This window comes from Alteromonas hispanica (assembly GCF_010500915.1).
Taxonomy (GTDB): domain Bacteria; phylum Pseudomonadota; class Gammaproteobacteria; order Enterobacterales; family Alteromonadaceae; genus Alteromonas; species Alteromonas hispanica.
In genome coordinates this window covers 378,883-396,827 of sequence record NZ_JAAAWP010000002.1, presented here as the reverse complement: position 1 = coordinate 396,827, position 17,945 = coordinate 378,883, and the positions used below count along the sequence as shown (strand labels likewise).

The 17,945-nt window shown below is 44.0% G+C and carries 16 protein-coding genes and 2 tRNA genes; 11 read left to right on the top strand and 7 right to left on the bottom strand.

Annotation, left to right across the window (positions count from 1 at the left end; all coding sequences use genetic code 11):
- Positions 1-42: 42 nt before the first annotated feature.
- Together GTW09_RS04690 and queE are read right to left on the bottom strand one after the other, a co-directional pair.
- Positions 43-894: a substrate-binding periplasmic protein gene (locus GTW09_RS04690; RefSeq protein ID WP_239059272.1), complete on the bottom strand. Its 852-nt coding sequence runs from the start codon at positions 892-894 to the stop codon at positions 43-45.
- Between the two features lie 31 nt (positions 895-925).
- On the bottom strand, positions 926-1,576 hold the full coding sequence (gene queE / locus GTW09_RS04685; RefSeq protein WP_071981237.1) for a 7-carboxy-7-deazaguanine synthase QueE: 651 nt from the start codon (positions 1,574-1,576) through the stop codon (positions 926-928).
- A gap of 118 nt (positions 1,577-1,694) precedes the next feature.
- Between queE and queC the strand changes: the two genes are divergently transcribed.
- Complete coding sequence (gene queC, locus GTW09_RS04680; RefSeq protein ID WP_163110456.1) at positions 1,695-2,351, top strand: 7-cyano-7-deazaguanine synthase QueC; 657 nt, start codon at positions 1,695-1,697, stop codon at positions 2,349-2,351.
- Positions 2,352-2,445: 94 nt separating this feature from the next.
- On the opposite strand, the gene GTW09_RS04675 is transcribed toward queC, so the two are convergent.
- The 5 genes from GTW09_RS04675 to GTW09_RS04655 form a co-directional block, all read right to left on the bottom strand.
- Positions 2,446-2,823 carry a hypothetical protein gene (locus GTW09_RS04675; RefSeq protein WP_071979538.1) on the bottom strand — a complete coding sequence of 126 codons (378 nt, stop codon included), beginning with the start codon at positions 2,821-2,823 and terminating at the stop codon, positions 2,446-2,448.
- Entirely contained in the window at positions 2,823-3,200 is a 378-nt protein-coding gene (locus GTW09_RS04670) for a hypothetical protein (RefSeq protein WP_239059271.1), read from the bottom strand. Before GTW09_RS04670 ends, GTW09_RS04675 begins: the two co-directional genes overlap by 1 nt.
- A 59-nt stretch (positions 3,201-3,259) precedes the next feature.
- Entirely contained in the window at positions 3,260-4,186 is a 927-nt protein-coding gene (locus tag GTW09_RS04665; protein ID WP_071979539.1) for a LysR family transcriptional regulator, read from the bottom strand.
- A gap of 234 nt (positions 4,187-4,420) precedes the next feature.
- The gene (uvrB, locus tag GTW09_RS04660; RefSeq protein WP_163110454.1) at positions 4,421-6,436 is read right to left on the bottom strand and encodes an excinuclease ABC subunit UvrB; all 2,016 of its coding nucleotides are present in this window, start codon (positions 6,434-6,436) and stop codon (positions 4,421-4,423) included.
- 10 nt (positions 6,437-6,446) lie between these two features.
- Complete coding sequence (locus tag GTW09_RS04655) at positions 6,447-7,751, bottom strand: MATE family efflux transporter (RefSeq protein ID WP_163110710.1); 1,305 nt, start codon at positions 7,749-7,751, stop codon at positions 6,447-6,449.
- A gap of 1,301 nt (positions 7,752-9,052) precedes the next feature.
- On the opposite strand from GTW09_RS04655, the gene GTW09_RS04650 reads away from it, so the two are divergent.
- The 10 genes from GTW09_RS04650 to GTW09_RS04605 all read left to right on the top strand — a co-directional run bounded on the left by GTW09_RS04650 (position 9,053) and on the right by GTW09_RS04605 (position 17,902).
- A tRNA-Asn gene (locus GTW09_RS04650) sits at positions 9,053-9,129 on the top strand.
- A gap of 28 nt (positions 9,130-9,157) precedes the next feature.
- Positions 9,158-9,234 (top strand) — tRNA-Asn (locus GTW09_RS04645).
- Between the two features lie 217 nt (positions 9,235-9,451).
- A complete protein-coding gene (rsxA, locus tag GTW09_RS04640) occupies positions 9,452-10,033 on the top strand; it encodes an electron transport complex subunit RsxA (RefSeq protein WP_071979542.1) in 582 nt (193 codons plus the stop codon).
- Positions 10,033-10,602, top strand: a complete 570-nt coding sequence (gene rsxB / locus GTW09_RS04635) for an electron transport complex subunit RsxB (protein ID WP_163110452.1) — start codon at positions 10,033-10,035, stop codon at positions 10,600-10,602. The genes rsxA and rsxB overlap by 1 nt, the downstream gene beginning before the upstream one ends.
- 5 nt (positions 10,603-10,607) lie before the next feature.
- Positions 10,608-12,965 (top strand): electron transport complex subunit RsxC, encoded by a 2,358-nt coding sequence (gene rsxC / locus GTW09_RS04630; RefSeq protein ID WP_163110708.1) that lies wholly within the window; start codon positions 10,608-10,610, stop codon positions 12,963-12,965.
- The gene (gene rsxD / locus GTW09_RS04625; RefSeq protein WP_163110449.1) at positions 12,962-14,047 is read left to right on the top strand and encodes an electron transport complex subunit RsxD; all 1,086 of its coding nucleotides are present in this window, start codon (positions 12,962-12,964) and stop codon (positions 14,045-14,047) included. The genes rsxC and rsxD overlap by 4 nt, the downstream gene beginning before the upstream one ends.
- Complete coding sequence (gene rsxG / locus GTW09_RS04620) at positions 14,047-14,733, top strand: electron transport complex subunit RsxG (RefSeq protein WP_203565621.1); 687 nt, start codon at positions 14,047-14,049, stop codon at positions 14,731-14,733. The genes rsxD and rsxG overlap by 1 nt, the downstream gene beginning before the upstream one ends.
- Entirely contained in the window at positions 14,733-15,425 is a 693-nt protein-coding gene (locus GTW09_RS04615) for an electron transport complex subunit E (RefSeq protein WP_163110447.1), read from the top strand. The genes rsxG and GTW09_RS04615 overlap by 1 nt, the downstream gene beginning before the upstream one ends.
- Before the next feature lie 84 nt (positions 15,426-15,509).
- On the top strand, positions 15,510-16,217 hold the full coding sequence (gene nth / locus GTW09_RS04610) for an endonuclease III (RefSeq protein WP_420809536.1): 708 nt from the start codon (positions 15,510-15,512) through the stop codon (positions 16,215-16,217).
- A 314-nt stretch (positions 16,218-16,531) separates the two neighbouring features.
- Positions 16,532-17,902: a M20/M25/M40 family metallo-hydrolase gene (locus GTW09_RS04605; RefSeq protein ID WP_338024927.1), complete on the top strand. Its 1,371-nt coding sequence runs from the start codon at positions 16,532-16,534 to the stop codon at positions 17,900-17,902.
- The last annotated feature ends 43 nt before the right edge of the window (positions 17,903-17,945 follow it).

The window sequence follows — 17,945 nt, the reverse complement described above, 5'->3', positions numbered from 1 at the left end:
AGTAATTTGTTAACTAAAAAACGCGACGTAAAGTCGCGTTTTTTATTGCATAGACGTATACCACAGAGATTCATCATCTAATGGCGTATCATCGGGCAGCAAAGGGTTTTCAATCGTAAATATCGTTCTTTCGCTCATATTAATTTCATCGAGAACAGGCAAATAGGTAGACTGAAAAAGTTTATCAAACGACCCATCAGCTTTCGCTCTGCGAAGCCCCGACTCGATTAGATTTGCCAATGTTTTATTATTGTTGCTGACAAAATAATACATGGCAGTGGGATAATATAAGGCATAAGACGGTTCTAGGGATATGTTTGACCCTTTACCAAGCTTTTCAAGCTCAGGTGTGATCTCAATAACCGAGCGGGGAAAGAAATCGCCTCTCCCCTGCTTTAGAAAATCGTAGGCTTCATCGAACTCAGGCACAGTAAACACATTAAAGCCGTTGGCCTGTAAAATTTTGGTATCCGGCCAGTCTTCCCCTTGCACTGGAACAAAGCCACGCATATCTTCAATGGAACTAATGTTTTTGAACTTCGCCCGCTTTTTATCGTTTACTGCAAAAACTCGTAGACCGATTAGTCCTTTGGCAATAGGTATTCGAATAGCATTGAGATCTTTCTCCCTCTGAATATCCGTCATACTCCACACAACGTTTACCTGTCTATTTTCACGCAGCTGGCGCATTGCTTTACCAGATAGCAAAATTCTGTCTGAGGGACGTAGTTCATAGTTAACGCCTGTTTTGTCGAGCGCTAGTTTAAGCAATGCTATGGGATATTGCGTGCGCTCGTCAGTATCGTCTATTGGACGCGGGTAGGTGATTGTCCACAACGCCCCTTGAACCGAAAAACAGCCAAGCAATAACACAAGAGCAAGTGCTCTACACATCCCTAACATTCCTTTATTTGTCATTAGGTTATTATTCAATACCTATATACTTATGTGTTTGTAAAGATAGCCGCCAGTTTCTCGCAATACAAGTCTTCACGGCTAATTCCGTTGCTCTTGGTTGCTGACTTATTGGCTGGAGACATACCTGCTTTCCTTCCAGTGACGACACATTAGCTAAAAGCGCGTCGAGTTCATCAATATGCTTTTGCATAGCAATGGGATGCTTTATTTCATTTGCGCGCTCTAGCGCACTGGTCAGTACTTCAAAACCGCCTCGCATATTTATCTTCGGCGATACCGTGACATATGTTCTTTCATCACAAAAAATTTCAAACGTGCCGCTTGTTTCAATTTGCGTTGTAAAGCCGTTATCGTGCAGTAATGTAGTCAGTCCCCGCAGGTCATACATACATGGTTCACCGCCGGTAATGACAACGTGCTTGGCTAGATACCCCTCTTTTTCAAATAAGGTGAGAAGCTCTTTATCATCGCTAAGAAAATAAGTTTCTGACTCCTCTGTTTGCTCGATGATCTCTTTTGAGGAAACAATTAAGTCTTCTTTTATTTCCCATGTGTGTTTTGTGTCGCACCACGGACACCCCACTGGGCACCCTTGTAAACGAACAAAAATTGAGGGAATTCCTGTATGCGCTCCCTCACCTTGTATGGTTTCAAACATTTCATTGATGTTTAACGTGCTTAATACAGACAAATTGACGTCCTTTACCGATTGTATCTTGGGATTTTACCAAGGATCACATAAAATTCTGACATTATTTCTTAATTCGTCAAAAACTATGTCAGAAAACGTTGTTGTTATTTATTCAGGAGGTATGGATTCCTTCACTGTATTGCATAAAGCGCTTAGGGAAGGGAAAAAGGTGCACCCGCTTAGTTTCAATTATGGTCAACGCCATAAGAAAGAACTTGATTACGCGGCTGAGGTCTGTGAGTCGCTTAATGTGCCACATAAAGTGGTTGATATAAGTGCTATCAATTCTTTAGTGGGTGGTTCTGCGTTAACCTCTGATATTGAGGTTCCAGAAGGTCATTATGAAGAACCCAGTATGAAACAAACGGTTGTACCTAATCGCAATATGATTCTACTGTCACTTGCGGTTGGCTATGCAGTTAGTTTAGAGGCAAACAAAGTCTACTACGGTGCTCACGCTGGTGATCACGCTATTTATCCAGATTGTAGACCCGAATTTGTGCACCGTATGAACGACGTGTGCGGGATAGCAAATTACACCCCCGTTGAAATTGTCACTCCTTACATCGATGACAGCAAAACAGCAATTCTCACCGACGGCCTCAACATGGGGCTAGATTATGGCAAAACGTGGACATGCTATAACGGAAGAGAGAAAGCTTGCGGAAAATGCGGGGCCTGCGAAGAACGTTTAGAGGCATTTAAGGACAATAACGCCACAGACCCCTTAGAATACGAGTAGTTCTTTTTAAGAGTCTAACTTGTGACTAAAGCCCTTTCACAAGGGCTATGTCCACAAAGCGCTTTTAACGGAAAAGTGACGTGAGCGCTTGAGGTCACTTCCTCATTGCAATACGCTGAAACGCCACTGAGCCGATATGCACAATGACAACGGATATGAAAGCACACACGCCTAACGCCCCGCCAATTCCATTTAGAAGCGGTAAAATAACCGCACTGATTGCGCCAAACACACAAGACGCGATCAAAATTCCGGTATGATTGAGTCGATGAGACGATGTCATGCCCACAAAGCTTCCGCCAAAGAACATAGTGGCATAAACGTTAGCTTTATCTGTACCAGCGAGCAACAAAACCAATAGATAACATACTAATGTACCGGCACTGCTTGCTCTAACACTGTTCATCCAAGGTTGAGAACTAGCTTTGTATGTGACTATGCCTCCTAATAGCGCAAAGAAAAACAATACCATCAGAACATCATCGCTTTAGTTAAGATAACGCTAGCCACGGAAACGAAGGCAATTGCACCAAGCTTTCCGCCAATGCCAATTAATACATTCCTCAAGGCCGTATAAAGCGCGGCACCGATGATACTCATCAACATTAAATCGTAAACAGAGGAAACAATATCGTAGGAGCACATTCCCGCAAAGGCTCCGGCATAGATTGCCGACTGTATGTGGTGTTTGAAACGTAAATGAGAGGGAAAAAAGCTACCTAAAAGACCTATCGAGGCGGCGCTCACAACAACAGGCACGTGTAGTGAGCTGTGCAGAAAAAAGCAGCCGTAAATTCCAAAAAAAAATGAAAGTAACTTGGCTAAATAAAAAATACCTGTTTCTTTCAACGGTCTGCCTTCGCCACACAAAACCCATTTCTGCGCTGTAATTTTAGAAAAGTTTGCTATTATTTTTGGCTCTCAGCGATGAAATAGCTAAGTTCTTTTATGCAGTGGCGTAACACTGGGTTTAACCGAGTATTTTTGCCATTCATTACAAACAATTCGTGGGTGAACTTAAATAGACTTCCGTTCGCGATAGGAACTAATCCTAACGCCGCTCCCTGCTCTTTTGCCATATAGTCGGGTAACAGACCTACATACTCTCCTGTCATAATAGCTGACATAGCAGCATCAAAAGAGTCGGAGAAGGTTTGAATAGCAAGACGTGATTCGTCTTCAATATAGTTAGCAGAAGACAAACCCGATATACCTATTGCGGGATAATCCTCAATATTTACATCATCGGGAAGCTCGGTATCTCGGTATTTTGCCAATGCATGAGTAGGAGAGCAGTATAAACGCCCTTCAACATCTAGCCCAACAGGGTGAAAGGTTACCGATTCGGGTTTGACCATGTCATAGGTTGATACAACAAGGTGACATTCACCAGATAGTGCTACGTGCTCTACTTCATTATATAAACGCGTTTGAATATTTACGTGAATATCATCAAACTTTTTCATGGTGCTTTTAACGGCTTTACTGACCGCCAGATGCATTGAAAGCGGCAAGCCGGCCATGAGTACAAGCGTAATGTGCCCAGAATAATCGTCATGAAGCGACTTCAGGTTGAAAACAAAGTTATCGAATGCGTTGAAAATACGCTTGGTTTCTTGAAAAACAACCTCGCCTTCCTTGGTCATCTGAAAACCGCCTCTGCCCCTATGACAAAGAACGAGATCTAAGCGCTCTTCCAACTTTTTGATTGCCGCGCTTATGTTGGGTCGCTGCATACGCAACACGGGTTCAGCCGCCGTAAATCCATTACAACTTGCCACTGCGTAAAACACACGCAATAGCTTAATATCCGATTCTTGGAGACGATTTAGCATAGTAGCACCTGTTTTAGGTATAGTTATTGATACTCTTTCACTAACTATATGAAACTAGACAGGCTATTACAACGACAATTTGCGACATTTAATCGCAATTATGGTGTTTTTTCTTTGTTATTTTAATCTCGTGGGTTATTCAGCTTTATACTGAATAACTGTTTTATAAGAGCGTGTTGGTCGTTGCTTTACAGTTTTTAAGCAAAGATCATCACGCCCCTGTTGGTTAAAAATTTACGATAAAGCGACAACTTGCTTTCTCAATGCTTCTACATCATCTCTCAGTGATGCTGCTTTTTCGAATTCGAGCTCTCTCGCATATTCAAACATTTGCTTTTCGAGTTCAGCAATTTGATCCATAAGATCAGTGGCACTGGCCGTCTTCTGCTGTTTTTTCTTCTCTTCTACCTTACGGAGTCTTACTTTACCAGACGCAGGGTGCGCGCTTTCACCTAAGTCCATAATATCGGTGATTGCCTTATTCAGACGCATTGGAGTGATATTATTCGCTTTGTTGTGCGCCATTTGTTTTTCACGGCGTCTATCGGTCTCGTCGATAGCTTTTCGCATCGACTTGGTGATGGTGTCGCCATATAAAATAGCTTTACCGTTTAAGTGACGTGCAGCACGACCAATAGTTTGTATGAGAGAACGCTCAGCTCGCAAAAAGCCCTCTTTATCGGCATCTAATATGGCAACAAGAGAGACTTCAGGCATGTCTAAACCTTCTCGTAAGAGGTTTATCCCTACCAACACATCAAATTTCCCTAGGCGTAAATCACGAATTATTTCGATACGCTCTACCGTATCTATATCTGAATGAAGATAGCGAACCTTGACGCCGTGTTCGTTCAAATATTCGCTCAAATCTTCCGCCATGCGCTTGGTAAGCGTGGTTATTAGCACCCGCTCATCTAACGCTACACGCTTGTGAATTTCAGAGAGTACATCGTCCACTTGAGTAGCAACGGGGCGTACTTCAATAATAGGGTCTAATAAACCAGTGGGTCTTACTACTTGTTCAACAATATCGCCTTCGGTTTTTTTCAACTCATAATCGCCGGGCGTTGCAGAAACATAGATTGTTTGAGGGCAAATCTTCTCGAACTCTTCGAACTTCAGAGGTCGATTATCAAGGGCCGATGGCAACCTAAAACCAAACTCAACCAATGTCTCTTTACGGGAGCGGTCGCCGCGATACATGGCACCCACTTGAGATACGGTTACATGAGATTCGTCGATAAACATCAGGCCATCAGCTGGAAAGTAATCTAACAAGGTTGGCGGTGGCTCGCCTGAAGCGCGACCAGAAAGGTAACGCGAGTAATTTTCGATACCAGAGCAATAGCCAAGCTCCATCATCATTTCTATGTCGAATTGCGTTCGCTGTGAAATTCGCTGCTCTTCAATCAGCTTATTCGCTTCTTGCAGCTGCTTTTTACGGTCTCCCAATTCATCCTTTATGTGCTCTATTGCGTTAAGAATTTTTTCTCTCGGCGTTACATAGTGAGTTTTAGGAAACACGGTAGCCCGCACTACTGACTTATCAACGGCACCAGTAAGTGGGTCAAACAAGCTTATTTTATCAATTTCATCATCGAAAAGCTCAACTCGCACAGCTTGCTTTTCCGAATCGGCGGGAAAGATATCTATGACATCGCCGCGAACGCGAAAAGTGCCTCGCTCGAAAGCCAGATCGTTGCGCTTGTACTGCAATTCAGCAAGTCTTCTTAATATATCGCGCTGGTCCATAGTGTCGCCCTGGCGAAGGTGCAACAGCATTTTCATGTATGACTCTGGGTCGCCTAAGCCATAAATAGCAGACACACTGGCAATAATAATGACGTCTCTTCGCTCCATCAGCGCTTTGGTCGCAGACAGTCGCATTTGCTCTATATGGTCATTAATAGAGGCATCTTTCTCAATAAACGTATCTGTAGTTGGCACATAGGCTTCAGGCTGATAATAATCGTAGTAAGATACAAAATACTCTACGGCATTATTCGGAAAGAACTCTTTCATCTCCCCATAAAGCTGCGCCGCTAACGTTTTGTTATGAGCTAGGATTAAAGTGGGACGCTGCACTTCTTTTATCACGTTAGCCATAGTAAATGTTTTACCCGAACCGGTAACACCTAACAGTGTTTGTGCGGCTAAACCACTTTCCAAACCGTCCACTAAGGATTCAATTGCCGCGGGTTGATCGCCATCGGGTTTATATTTCGAATGAAGTTCGAAACCTCTACTCATTTCAATACCTTTATTTTGAGCTAACAGAGCTGTGGTCGCACTGCGCTATTGCTTTTTTAAACACGACAAGAGAAACACCCGCCATGGCCACGTTTGCAATAACGTTACCAATAAATAGTCCTTGCAGGCCGTATAAGTAACTGCCCGCAATACTAATGGGTACGAAGAAAACGAATAAGCGGATGATACTAAGAATTAACGCAGTCATCGGCCGATGCATGGCGTTCAATGATGAATTCGTTAACACTATGATCCCCTGCATGCCATAGCCTAGTGGCACTATCATAAGGAACAGTTGAATTAATGCACTCACTTTAGCTTCATTTGCAAATGCCTGTGCAATCCAATCAGACAGCCCCCACATGGCGAGAAACACTATGAATTGCCATACTAAAACAAATTTAAGCGCGAGCGAATAAGCATGCTTAACACGTTCTATTTGTGATGCACCAAAGTTTTGACTTATAAATGGAGGGAGAGTCATTGATAGTGCTAACACCACTATATTAGCAATTGATTCCATTCGATTCCCTACCCCCCAGGCAGCTACAGCCTCAGCTCCGTAGGCGGCAACTATGGCGGTCATCACTCCCCCGGCAATCGGTGTAAGCATGTTCGCCCCCGCGGCGGGCAATCCTATTTTTAGAATATCTCTGCTACTGGTGCGCAATTCAGCAAATGAGAGCAACCTTGGAAGCATCAACTTACGACGTACGGCCAAGATGTAAATAATCCAACCGGCGCCTACTACCCAAGCAATAAAGGTGGCAAGTGCGGCGCCTTTAATTCCCATTGCAGGGATAGGCCCAAAACCAAAAATGAATAACGGGTCAAGCAACGCATTTAAACCGCCGACAGACGCCATAACGATACTGGGAGTTTTCGTATCGCCACATGCTCTTAATACACTGTTGCCTACCATAGGGAGAGCGAGAAAAACACTCGATATATACCACAAGCCCATATAGTCAGAGATATAAGGCATTAGACGTTCAGAGGCATTGAGCATGGAAAAAACGGGGGTTATTGAGAAGAAACCTATAGTGGCCAACACGCCTACTAGCATTGCAGATAGAGTCAATGAACCAGTGGCATAAAGCTTAGATTTCTCTAGCTCTTTACTTCCCTGTAAGCGTCCAATCGTTGCTGATGTGCCAATTCCAAGACCTATGGTTAAGCTAATAACGGTAAATGTCACAGGAAAAGTAAAACTAATTGCTGCTAAGGGATCGGTGCCAAGAAGGCTTACAAAAAAAGTATCAATTAAGCCGAAGCTCATCATCATGACCATGCCCAAAATCATCGGAATAGTCATACGCTTTAATGTTGAGCCTATGTCGCCTTCCAATAAGTTGGACACTTTACGATCTCGCTGGTCTTTAACCACTTACTCTCCTGTGCGTTTTTTTATTTCTTGTCTTGGCGTCAGACAACGTATGTAGATATCTATACGCCTATATGTAAAATAAGTGCGATACTAACAGCGCTATTATTGCGATTTAAAAACAAAACCTCGATTTAAAAACAAAACACGTTTACTTACTATTTATAAAAAAGATTGATAGCAAAAAGCTTTTTGCCGCGCGTCTATTGCGCTGCACACTTATTCCCGTGCACCTATTCCCCTCCACTGTGCAGCCCAACGGCGTTAGTGTAAAAGAGTGCTAGTTGTTATGCCACGGCTAAGCGATGAAATAGATATTTAGTGCGCCTTTAAACCTGATTTTGTTTTTGATGAAAATATTCTTTAGAGCGTCTTTTAATGCGAATAGGTTGAAATAAGAATTTGCCTTGGTAGTTTAATGTTTGTTATCAGAAGATAGAGAAATAAAGTTGCTTTCCAACTTTCAATCCCGTTACTACTTACTCGATTCGCCTATTGAAGCGCGGTATAAGCGGCAAATTTAGAAAATCAGCTCCCATTAGCAAAGCGTGAATGATGTTATAAACATGTAACAATTATTGAAAAAACATAAATTTAGCTGTTTGGCTTTTAGACATTCGTTGAATTAACACACAAGCTAAAATTTATCCACGGGATCAAGGTCGATCTGCTTAATAGATCTGCAAAGTGGCTATAATTAATTGATTTTTATCAAAAAACAAAAAATAACCCACTCGGCACATACTGATCAAAAGCATTATGATCGTTCTGTAAATAAGCATAAAATCAACCTATCAACATAGTTATCCACAGAATTAGTGGATAACTAACGGCAGGCCATAGTTGGCGGGATTTGTTGAACAAAAAGTCTCATAAAAGGTAAGTAATGACTAACCTTTTAATCCTTAGGTTCAGGTTACAGATTTATGAACGCCTGTACATAATACCAGTATGAAAGCTTTTTTTTATTCTTTTTTGTTATAGCATTCGCGCAATAACCGATATGCGAATTTAGACATTCCACAGTCTCTTCCAGCACTAGGAAAATAATATTTAATCGGCAGGATACGGCCCTATGCTCAGTAATTAATCATAAATTTTACCGTACTGACGACAAATTAAGCACAAAAGGCAAGAAAAGCTATTTTTTGTGCAGTCAGAACAAATATTTTAGATATATTGTTGACAGCAACAATGTACCTCTTTAATATTCGCCTCCGTTGAAGCACAGGTCCCCCTTAGCTCAGTTGGTTAGAGCGACGGACTGTTAATCCGCAGGTCCCCCGTTCGAGTCGGGGAGGGGGAGCCAAGCTTTCAACAACAAATTAAGTGTCAATTCCCCCTTAGCTCAGTTGGTTAGAGCGACGGACTGTTAATCCGCAGGTCCCCCGTTCGAGTCGGGGAGGGGGAGCCACTTAATTGGCCAAAGCTTCACTAGCTTAAGTTACCATTCTAAAATTCCGTTTTTATTTACCATCTTAGAAACAACAATACATTAAATTACCCTAATTCAATCAAGTTGTTAAACCTGCCTTAAAAAGGGATAATAGCGCTATATCGCTTTCTTTTTTATTTGTGGGCAATGACCCTAGCAATTGTTGAAGGAATTGTTTTCCCATGTTGGTTTTTTCATGACTGAATTTCTACTGCTTTTGATTGGCACAGTATTGGTAAACAACTTCGTTTTGGTGAAGTTTTTAGGGCTATGTCCATTTATGGGAGTTTCGAGCAAGCTTGAAACTGCGATGGGTATGTCTATGGCCACTACCTTTGTACTCACGCTAGCATCGGCATCGAGTTATCTCGTGGAAACTTATCTTCTTGCCCCTCTCGGGTTGAGTTATCTAAGAACTCTAGCCTTTATTCTAGTTATTGCAGTGGTAGTGCAGTTTACTGAAATGGTTGTCCATAAAACCAGTCCTACACTCTACAGGCTTCTGGGGATCTTTCTTCCTCTTATTACAACAAACTGCGCCGTGCTTGGTGTTGCCTTGTTAAATTTAACCGAGCAACACAACTTTATGCAGAGCCTTATATATGGTTTCGGCGCTGCGCTCGGCTTCTCATTAGTACTTATATTGTTTGCAGCTATGCGTGAGCGACTCGCCGCAGCGGATGTTCCGGTTGCGTTTAAAGGGGCCTCAATCGCAATGATAACAGCTGGGTTAATGTCGCTGGCATTTATGGGTTTCAGCGGGTTGGTGAAAGTATAATGTCTATTTCTTTCGCAGTTATCACAATTGGCGTATTAGCCGTTATTTTTGGTTTGATTTTAGGCTACGCGAGTATTCGCTTCCACGTAGAAGGCGACCCTCTTGTTGATCAAATTGATGAAATTTTGCCGCAAACACAGTGCGGTCAGTGTGGTTATCCGGGTTGTAAGCCTTATGCAGAGGCTATTGCTAATGGGGATGATATTAACAAGTGTCCTCCTGGCGGTGAATCCACGATTAAAAAGTTAGCCGACCTGATGGGGGTAGAAGCAAAACCCCTTGATGCTGCACACGGTGAAGAAGACTCAAAAAAAGTCGCGTTTATTCGCGAGGACGAATGCATTGGATGCACAAAGTGTATTCAAGCATGTCCGGTGGACGCAATTTTAGGTGCGGCAAAGCACATGCATACGGTTATTACTGATGAGTGTACTGGTTGCGATCTTTGTGTTGACCCCTGCCCTGTAGACTGCATCGACATGGTTCCACTGGTGCAAACCACATCCACGTGGAACTGGGACTTTTCTGCCTCACCGAAAGGTGACATTCCTATAAAAATGGTGTCTTAATTGTGTTGTCTCCTAGCTTCGATTCCATTATAGAAAACCTTAACGACGGTAAGCTCTACTCGTTCCCAGGTGGCGTGCATCCTGACGATAGAAAATCTCTGTCTAATAACACGTCGATACAAACCCCGTCACTTCCCGAACACCTCATTATTCCTATGCGTCAACATATTGGATCAGATGGTGCGTGCTGCGTAGAGGTAGGTGACAGGGTTTACAAAGGCCAAATATTGTCGCAGAGCGCCACGCCCTTCGCCGTGCCAGTTCACGCTCCAACCTCTGGCGAAATTATCGCAATTGCGCCGCATGTAGTTGCTCACCCAAGCGGCTTAACCGAAATGTGTATTACGCTTAAGCCTGATGGTAATGATACGTGGTGCGACTTGGAGCCCCTACCCAATTATCTTGACGAGAATAAAAACGAGATCATTAAGCATATATGTCAAGCGGGTATCTCGGGAATGGGGGGCGCTGGCTTCCCTACCCATATTAAGACTTCCACGTCGAAGCCAATCGAATTCTTAGTACTTAATGGCATTGAATGCGAACCATACATCACGTCAGACGACAGACTGATGCGAGAGCATGCGTGGCAAATTAGACAGGGCTTAGATATTTTGGCTCACCTTATTAACCCTCAGGCGATAATTATTGCCATTGAAGATAATAAGCCTGAGGCTCTCCAAGCTCTGAACATTGCTTGCCAAGATAAAGAATCTTACCGCGTAGTGAGTGTAGAAACTAAGTACCCGGCAGGCGGCGAAAAACAACTTATACAGGTATTAACCGGCAGAGAAGTTCCTCGCGATGGCTTACCCATAGATATTGGCATTGTAATGTTCAATGTGGGCACGTGCTACGCCGTAGCCGATGCGATTTTGCAAGGCAAACCTTTGATAGAGCGCATTGTTACCGTAACAGGAGAAGCCGTTCAGAAGCCGGGGAATTTCAGAGCGCTCATTGGTACTCCTGTCGCGCATCTTCTTGAACAGGCTGAATACAACCCTAAAAAGCAAAAAGTACCTAAGGTAGTGATGGGCGGCCCGATGATGGGCTTCACCCTATCAGACGCAACAATTCCTATTGTTAAAACCACAAACTGCCTACTAGTTCCCAGCAAAAAAGAATTGGTAGACGAAGGGGCTGAGCGCCCCTGCATTCGCTGTAGTGCTTGCGCAGATGCTTGCCCTGCCTCGCTGCTGCCTCAGCAAATGTTTTGGCATGCTAAAGCGAAAGAATATGACAAAGCAGAAGACTACGACTTATTTGACTGTATAGAGTGCGGCGCATGTGCATACGTATGTCCAAGTGAGATCCCCTTGGTTCATTACTACCGGCAGGCAAAAGCAGATATCCGACTGCAGCGAGACGAAAGAAACAAGGCAGAAAAAGCCAAGCAGCGCTTTGAAGCACGAAACGAAAGGCTTGAGCGAGAGAAGCGTGAAAGAGAGGAAAAGCATCGCAAAGCGAAAGAAGCAAGACTCGCAGCAAGCAAAGCCAAGCCTTCTGGCGCAGAAGAAGCTGCTTCACCGGTAAACGAAACAAAAGATAAAGTTGCCGCAGCACTTGCTAGGGCCAAGGCTAAAAAAGCCGCTCTTCAAGCAAACTCATCAACAGGGGACGTTTCCTCTAAACCAATTTCCGAGTCGAACTCGCAAGCCGCTGACGAAGATAATAAAACTCAAACTGCAGCCAACGACAAAAAGGCGCAAGTCGCGGCAGCAATAGCGAGAGCAAAAGCGAAAAAAGAAGCTCAAGCTAGCTTAGCGAAAAAACCAGATGCACCACTCGCTGAAACGCACAACGCTGATTCCACATCGGCCGATGCTAAAAAGGCTAAAGTAGCTGCGGCTATAGCTCGTGCGAAGGCAAAAAAAGCGGCGCAAGAAACAAAAGATAATGCCCCGTCACACGCCCCGTCAAACGAGCCGCAGCACGTTGAAAGCACTCAATCTACCTCAGACAACGCAAAGGACAGTGCAAAGGAAAGCGGAAATGAGAGCAGAAATGAGAGCGGAGTAACTCCCAAGGAGCCTAACGCTTCCGAAGCCAGCGGTGGAGCAACTTCAGCAGCTGAAGCAAAAAAAGCGCGTATTGCAGCGGCAGTAGCAAAGGCTAAAGCCAAAAAAGCGAGTGCTCAAGGCAGTACGTCGGCCAGCAATGCCGCGAATATCAATGCATCAAATAGCAATTCTGCCACCAGCGATGCTCACACAGACGATGCGATGACTAGCGATACAAGTAATGATACTTCTGTATCTACCGGTAACATAACGCCAGATGACAAAAAGGCGCGTATAGCGGCGGCAGTGGCAAAAGCGAAGGCTAAAAAAGCGGCGGCTGATAAAGAGAAAGAGTCGAAATGAAACTAAGTTTATCAAGCTCACCACATCAAAGAGTCAGACGTGACACTGGGCAAGTCATGCGTATTGTTATTTATGCAATGATTCCTGGCATGCTGGCTCAGACATTCTTCTTTGGCTGGGGAATGCTAATTCAAGCGGTAATTGCGGTGTTTAGCGCTGTTCTTTTTGAAGGTGTTATCTTATATCTAAGAAAGCGACCTATAGAAAGAACACTTACCGATTATAGTGCAGCACTCACCGGGCTTTTAATCGCTATAAGTATCCCCCCCACTCTACCTTGGTGGATGACGGTTATTGGCGTGTTTTTTGCCATTGGGGTAGCAAAACAAGTTTACGGCGGTCTAGGTTTCAATATTTTCAACCCTGCTATGATTGCCTACGTGGTTTTACTTATTTCGTTTCCAGCCGCGATGAGCCTCTGGCTTCCTGCTACAACGCAAGCGGGGATTACACCCAGCTTTTTAGACTCTGTATCACTTATTTTTACCGGTTTCACCACCAGCGGCTACGACGTTACTCAGTTGAGAACTATCGCCGACGGCGTGACAATGGCAACGCCGTTGGATACGTTAAAAACCGATCTGACTCAAGGGCTAACCTACTCAGAATCATTATCAAAGGCGACATTTAACGGAAGCTTCTTTGATGCTGCCGGCGCAGGATGGGGATGGGTTAGCCTAGCCTACTTACTTGGCGGTCTTGCACTTGTAAAAACTCGTGTCATTAGTTGGCATATTCCCGGCAGCATGATTGTGAGTGTATTTATCTGCGCAGCCGTTTTGCATTTAGCTAATGGCGATGTTTACGCGTCACCACTCTTTCACTTATTAAATGGCGCTGTTATCGTTGGCGCTTTCTTTATCGCAACAGATCCAGTATCAGCCTCAACTACACCTAGAGGCCGCATTATCTTTGGTGCCGCAATTGGGTTTTGGATTGTAATTATTCGTGTCTTTGGTGGATACCCAGACGCGGTTGCCTTTGCCGTGATTATCATGAATATGGCGGTACCCTTAATCGACTATTACACTCGCCCCCGAGTCTATGGCAAGAATGTGACCAGTAAACGAGGTGCAAAGTAATGTTGAAAGATAGCTTAGTTAAAAATGGCGCTATGCTAGGTGCATTTGCCATTGTTACCACAGCCCTTATTGCCGTTACTTTTTTTGGTACCAAGGACACCATCGAAGAACAAAAGAAGCGCAAGTTACTCAGTGTTCTAAATGAAGTGGTTCCTAACAACCTACACACCAATGCGCTGTATGCTGACTGTACTGTCACTGATTCAAAATCATTAGGCCCTGGTCAGCATGCGATTTATAGAGCGCGTTTAGATAATTCACCAAGTGCGCTAGTCGTTCAGGCAACAGCGCCCGATGGATATAGCGGCAACATTGATATGGTGATTGGCGTTAACACCCAATTAGAGGTGCTAGGCGTTCGCGTAGTGGAGCATAAAGAGACACCAGGACTTGGTGATAAAGTAGAGCTTGCGATAAGTGATTGGATAACTTCCTTTGCTGGCAAAGATTTCTCAAGTGATAACCTGGCGCCATGGCAAGTTAAGAAAGACGGTGGTGAATTTGACCAGTTTACTGGCGCAACAATTACCCCTAGAGCAGTAGTGAGTGCAGTGAAAAACGCTCTTTTGTACGTTGAAACCAATCAGCAGGCATTATTTGATGCGGCAAATGCCTGCGACACGGCAGATGTTCAGGCAGTGAAAAGTCAAGCTGCTGATCACCAAACATCTGAGGAGCAAATATAATGACCGATTTTCGCGACCTATCGCTTCAAGGGCTATGGAAGAACAACCCTGCTCTAGTGCAGCTTCTCGGACTCTGTCCGCTGCTAGCGGTAACCTCAACCTTCATTAATGGCTTAGGCCTTGGCCTCGCCACAATGCTTGTGCTCATTGGCAGTAATGTAACCGTATCTTTAGTGCGTAACATTGTGCGCAATGAAATCCGTATACCTGTGTTCGTTTTGATCATTGCCTCGTTTGTGACTATTGTGCAGCTTCTTATGAACGCCTACACCTACGAGCTATATTTAGCACTGGGGATTTTTATTCCTTTAATTGTGACTAACTGCGCCATCATTGGCCGAGCGGAGGCTTTTGCCTCGAAAAATAAGCCGCTGGCGTCAGCGTATGACGGTGCCATGATGGGGCTTGGTTTTACAGCTGTTCTAGTTATTCTCGGCGGTTTGAGAGAGGTGTTAGGTGCAGGCACTCTACTCGCTGGAGCCGATAGACTCTTTGGCGATGCTGCTAAAAATTGGACAGTGGTTCTATTTGAGACCGATAGCCCGTTTTTACTCGCTATTCTTCCTCCTGGCGCTTTTCTCGCAATGGGCTTGCTAATAGCGTTAAAAAATATGATAGATGCGAAGCTGGCAGCAAGAGAAACTGCACCAAAAGAGAAAGCAGAAAGGGCTAGAGTAACGGCAGAAACGTAAAAAGTAGTTTATGTATGCTTAACTCTCATTGCTTAAACCAAAATAAATAAGAACAAAAAAGGTATACATTACATGGGTGGTGCAGTGAAAACGTTAACAAAAAAAGAGAAAGTTCAGGCTATTATGGATATTCTCGATGAACTTTACCCAGAAGTTCCAGTGCCTCTAGATCACAAAGATCCTTACACCCTCTTAGTGGCTGTTTTACTTTCAGCACAATGTACCGACGAGCGCGTTAACCAGATAACACCTAAACTCTTTGCCATAGCCGATAATCCCTACGATATGGTTTCAATGAGTATTGAGGAAATTCAAAATATCATAAGGCCATGTGGTCTCTCACCAATGAAATCAAAAGGTATCTGGCATCTGTCAGATATGATTATAAAGCAGCATAACGGTGAGGTACCTAAAGACTTTGCCGCGCTTGAAGCCATGCCAGCAGTAGGCCACAAAACCGCCTCAGTAGTAATGTCTCAAGCGTTTGGTGTACCCGCATTTCCCGTAGATACCCACATTCATCGTTTGATGTATCGATGGGGTCTGTCTAATGGTAAAAGCGTCGAGCAAACCGAGAGAGATGCGAAACGCTTATTCCCCAGAGAAAAGTGGAACGACCTTCACCTGCAGATTATATTTTATGGTCGCGAATATTGCCCTGCACGAGGTTTTTCACTCGATAGATGTGTTATTACGAGAGAGTTTGGGCGAAAGAGCTTTATTAACGAAGTATTGAAAGAAAAAGAAAAAAAAGACAAAAAGCTTGCGCTAACGTCAAAACGGAAAGGTTAGTTTAGAAATAGACTCTAGCCACTGTCTTGCTGTTACTATAGCGTTGCTCTTTCTGTAGCGTTGCTCTATCTTTGGCATAGCCCTTTCTTCAGAGTTGCCAAAGCTTACGCCTAAATATTCAATCTATCTCCTTAAATACTACACTGACAGCACACCGTATCGACATTCTAGTTTCAACAGCTATGATTGGATAAAACCATAGGTCCGCATAAATAACAAAAAGTATAAAATAACTACATAAAATCTTAATAAGCACTTTATAAGAATTTGGAGATGTCATGCTACAACTAAAAGCCGCCACATTCGGTGTATTAATGGGCGTGTTAAGCGCTTCATTATCAGCCGCCCCCTCCCCTATTACAGATACGCAGAAAGACACTGCTGAACAATTAATTGAAACCGCGTTAAATAGCAAATTAGGCTACGATATTGTTACCTCTTTAACCACAGAAGTTGGCCCGCGGTTAGGAGGCTCTGAAGCCGAAAAGCGCGCTCGAGACTGGGGCGCAGACTTAGGCAAAGAGTTGGGGTTCGACAAGGTTACGATAGAAGAATTTAGCATGCCTTTTTGGGACAGAGGGCATCTACACATTGCATTAACTTCTCCTTATCAGCAAGAACTATACGGAACTGCGCTGGGCGGCGCTGCGCCAAGTAAAAGCGAAGTAAACGCAGATGTGGTTTACTTTCGTGATATTCATGCGTTAACGGAAGTAAAAGACGGCGAACTGCAGGGTAAAATTGCCTTTGTAGACGGAGATGCTATGGTCAAAAGCCAAACGGGAGCAGGCTACGGACAGGCTAATCAACGCCGCCGCATTGGTTGGCAGCACGCTCAGCGTGGAGGTGCTAGCGCCCTTGTAGTGCGCTCAGTAGGCTCTGACTCCCATCGTTTTCCTCATACAGGTATGATGAGTAAGAACGATGATAAATGGGCAGAAATACCGGTAATAGCTATTTCTAACCCCGATGCAGACCATTTACGTCGTTTGTATCGCGCAGATAAGCCTCTTGCACTCTCACTTCACAGTGAGTCGAAATGGAAGGGTGAAGTAAACAGCGGCAATGTTGTAATGGATATCGTGGGTAGTGAAAAACCAGAAGAAATTGTGCTAATTGGCGGCCACTTAGATAGCTGGGATCTGGGAACTGGTGCGGTAGATGATGGTGCTGGTATTGCTATTACCACAGCAGCTGCGGCACTTATCGCTAAACTTCCAACTAGGCCAAAACGCACTATTCGCGTTGTTATGTTCGGAGCCGAAGAAGTTGGTTTACTAGGTGCGTTTGCCTATGCGAAACAGCATGAAGCTAACTTAGCTAATCATGTTCTAGCCACTGAATCCGATTTTGGCGCACAAACTATTTGGCAGCTCGTCTCAAACGTCAACCCAGAGGCTACAATATTAGTCGATGAGATTGCTAAAATACTGTCACCACTTGGCATCATTAGAGGTGCAGCAGATGTTGTTGGCGGCGGACCAGATATTATTCCGCTTGCAGCAAAGGGCGTCCCTACTATTAGGCTTAATCAAAATGGTCGAGATTACTTCGATTTACATCACACTCCCGATGATACTCTGGATAAGATAAATCCTGATGAACTTGCGCAAAATATCGCAGCTTATGCGGCCAGTATATATTTACTTGCCGACACAGAGATTGATTTGAAGAGCACGAAATAACACAAATACCAGTGAACAAGGATGTTATACAAGTCCGCATAGA

Bases quoted from the DNA above. Each gene is read 5' to 3' on its own strand.
- GTW09_RS04690 (WP_239059272.1), bottom strand. From the start codon at position 894: ATGTGTAGAGCACTTGCTCTTGTGTTATTGCTTGGCTGTTTTTCGGTT.
- queE (WP_071981237.1), bottom strand. From the start codon at position 1,576: ATGTTTGAAACCATACAAGGTGAGGGAGCGCATACAGGAATTCCCTCA.
- queC (WP_163110456.1), top strand. From the start codon at position 1,695: ATGTCAGAAAACGTTGTTGTTATTTATTCAGGAGGTATGGATTCCTTC.
- GTW09_RS04675 (WP_071979538.1), bottom strand. From the start codon at position 2,823: ATGGTATTGTTTTTCTTTGCGCTATTAGGAGGCATAGTCACATACAAA.
- GTW09_RS04665 (WP_071979539.1), bottom strand. From the start codon at position 4,186: ATGCTAAATCGTCTCCAAGAATCGGATATTAAGCTATTGCGTGTGTTT.
- uvrB (WP_163110454.1), bottom strand. From the start codon at position 6,436: ATGAGTAGAGGTTTCGAACTTCATTCGAAATATAAACCCGATGGCGAT.
- GTW09_RS04655 (WP_163110710.1), bottom strand. From the start codon at position 7,751: ATGACTATTCCGATGATTTTGGGCATGGTCATGATGATGAGCTTCGGC.
- rsxA (WP_071979542.1), top strand. From the start codon at position 9,452: ATGACTGAATTTCTACTGCTTTTGATTGGCACAGTATTGGTAAACAAC.
- rsxB (WP_163110452.1), top strand. From the start codon at position 10,033: ATGTCTATTTCTTTCGCAGTTATCACAATTGGCGTATTAGCCGTTATT.
- rsxD (WP_163110449.1), top strand. From the start codon at position 12,962: ATGAAACTAAGTTTATCAAGCTCACCACATCAAAGAGTCAGACGTGAC.
- rsxG (WP_203565621.1), top strand. From the start codon at position 14,047: ATGTTGAAAGATAGCTTAGTTAAAAATGGCGCTATGCTAGGTGCATTT.
- GTW09_RS04615 (WP_163110447.1), top strand. From the start codon at position 14,733: ATGACCGATTTTCGCGACCTATCGCTTCAAGGGCTATGGAAGAACAAC.
- GTW09_RS04605 (WP_338024927.1), top strand. From the start codon at position 16,532: ATGGGCGTGTTAAGCGCTTCATTATCAGCCGCCCCCTCCCCTATTACA.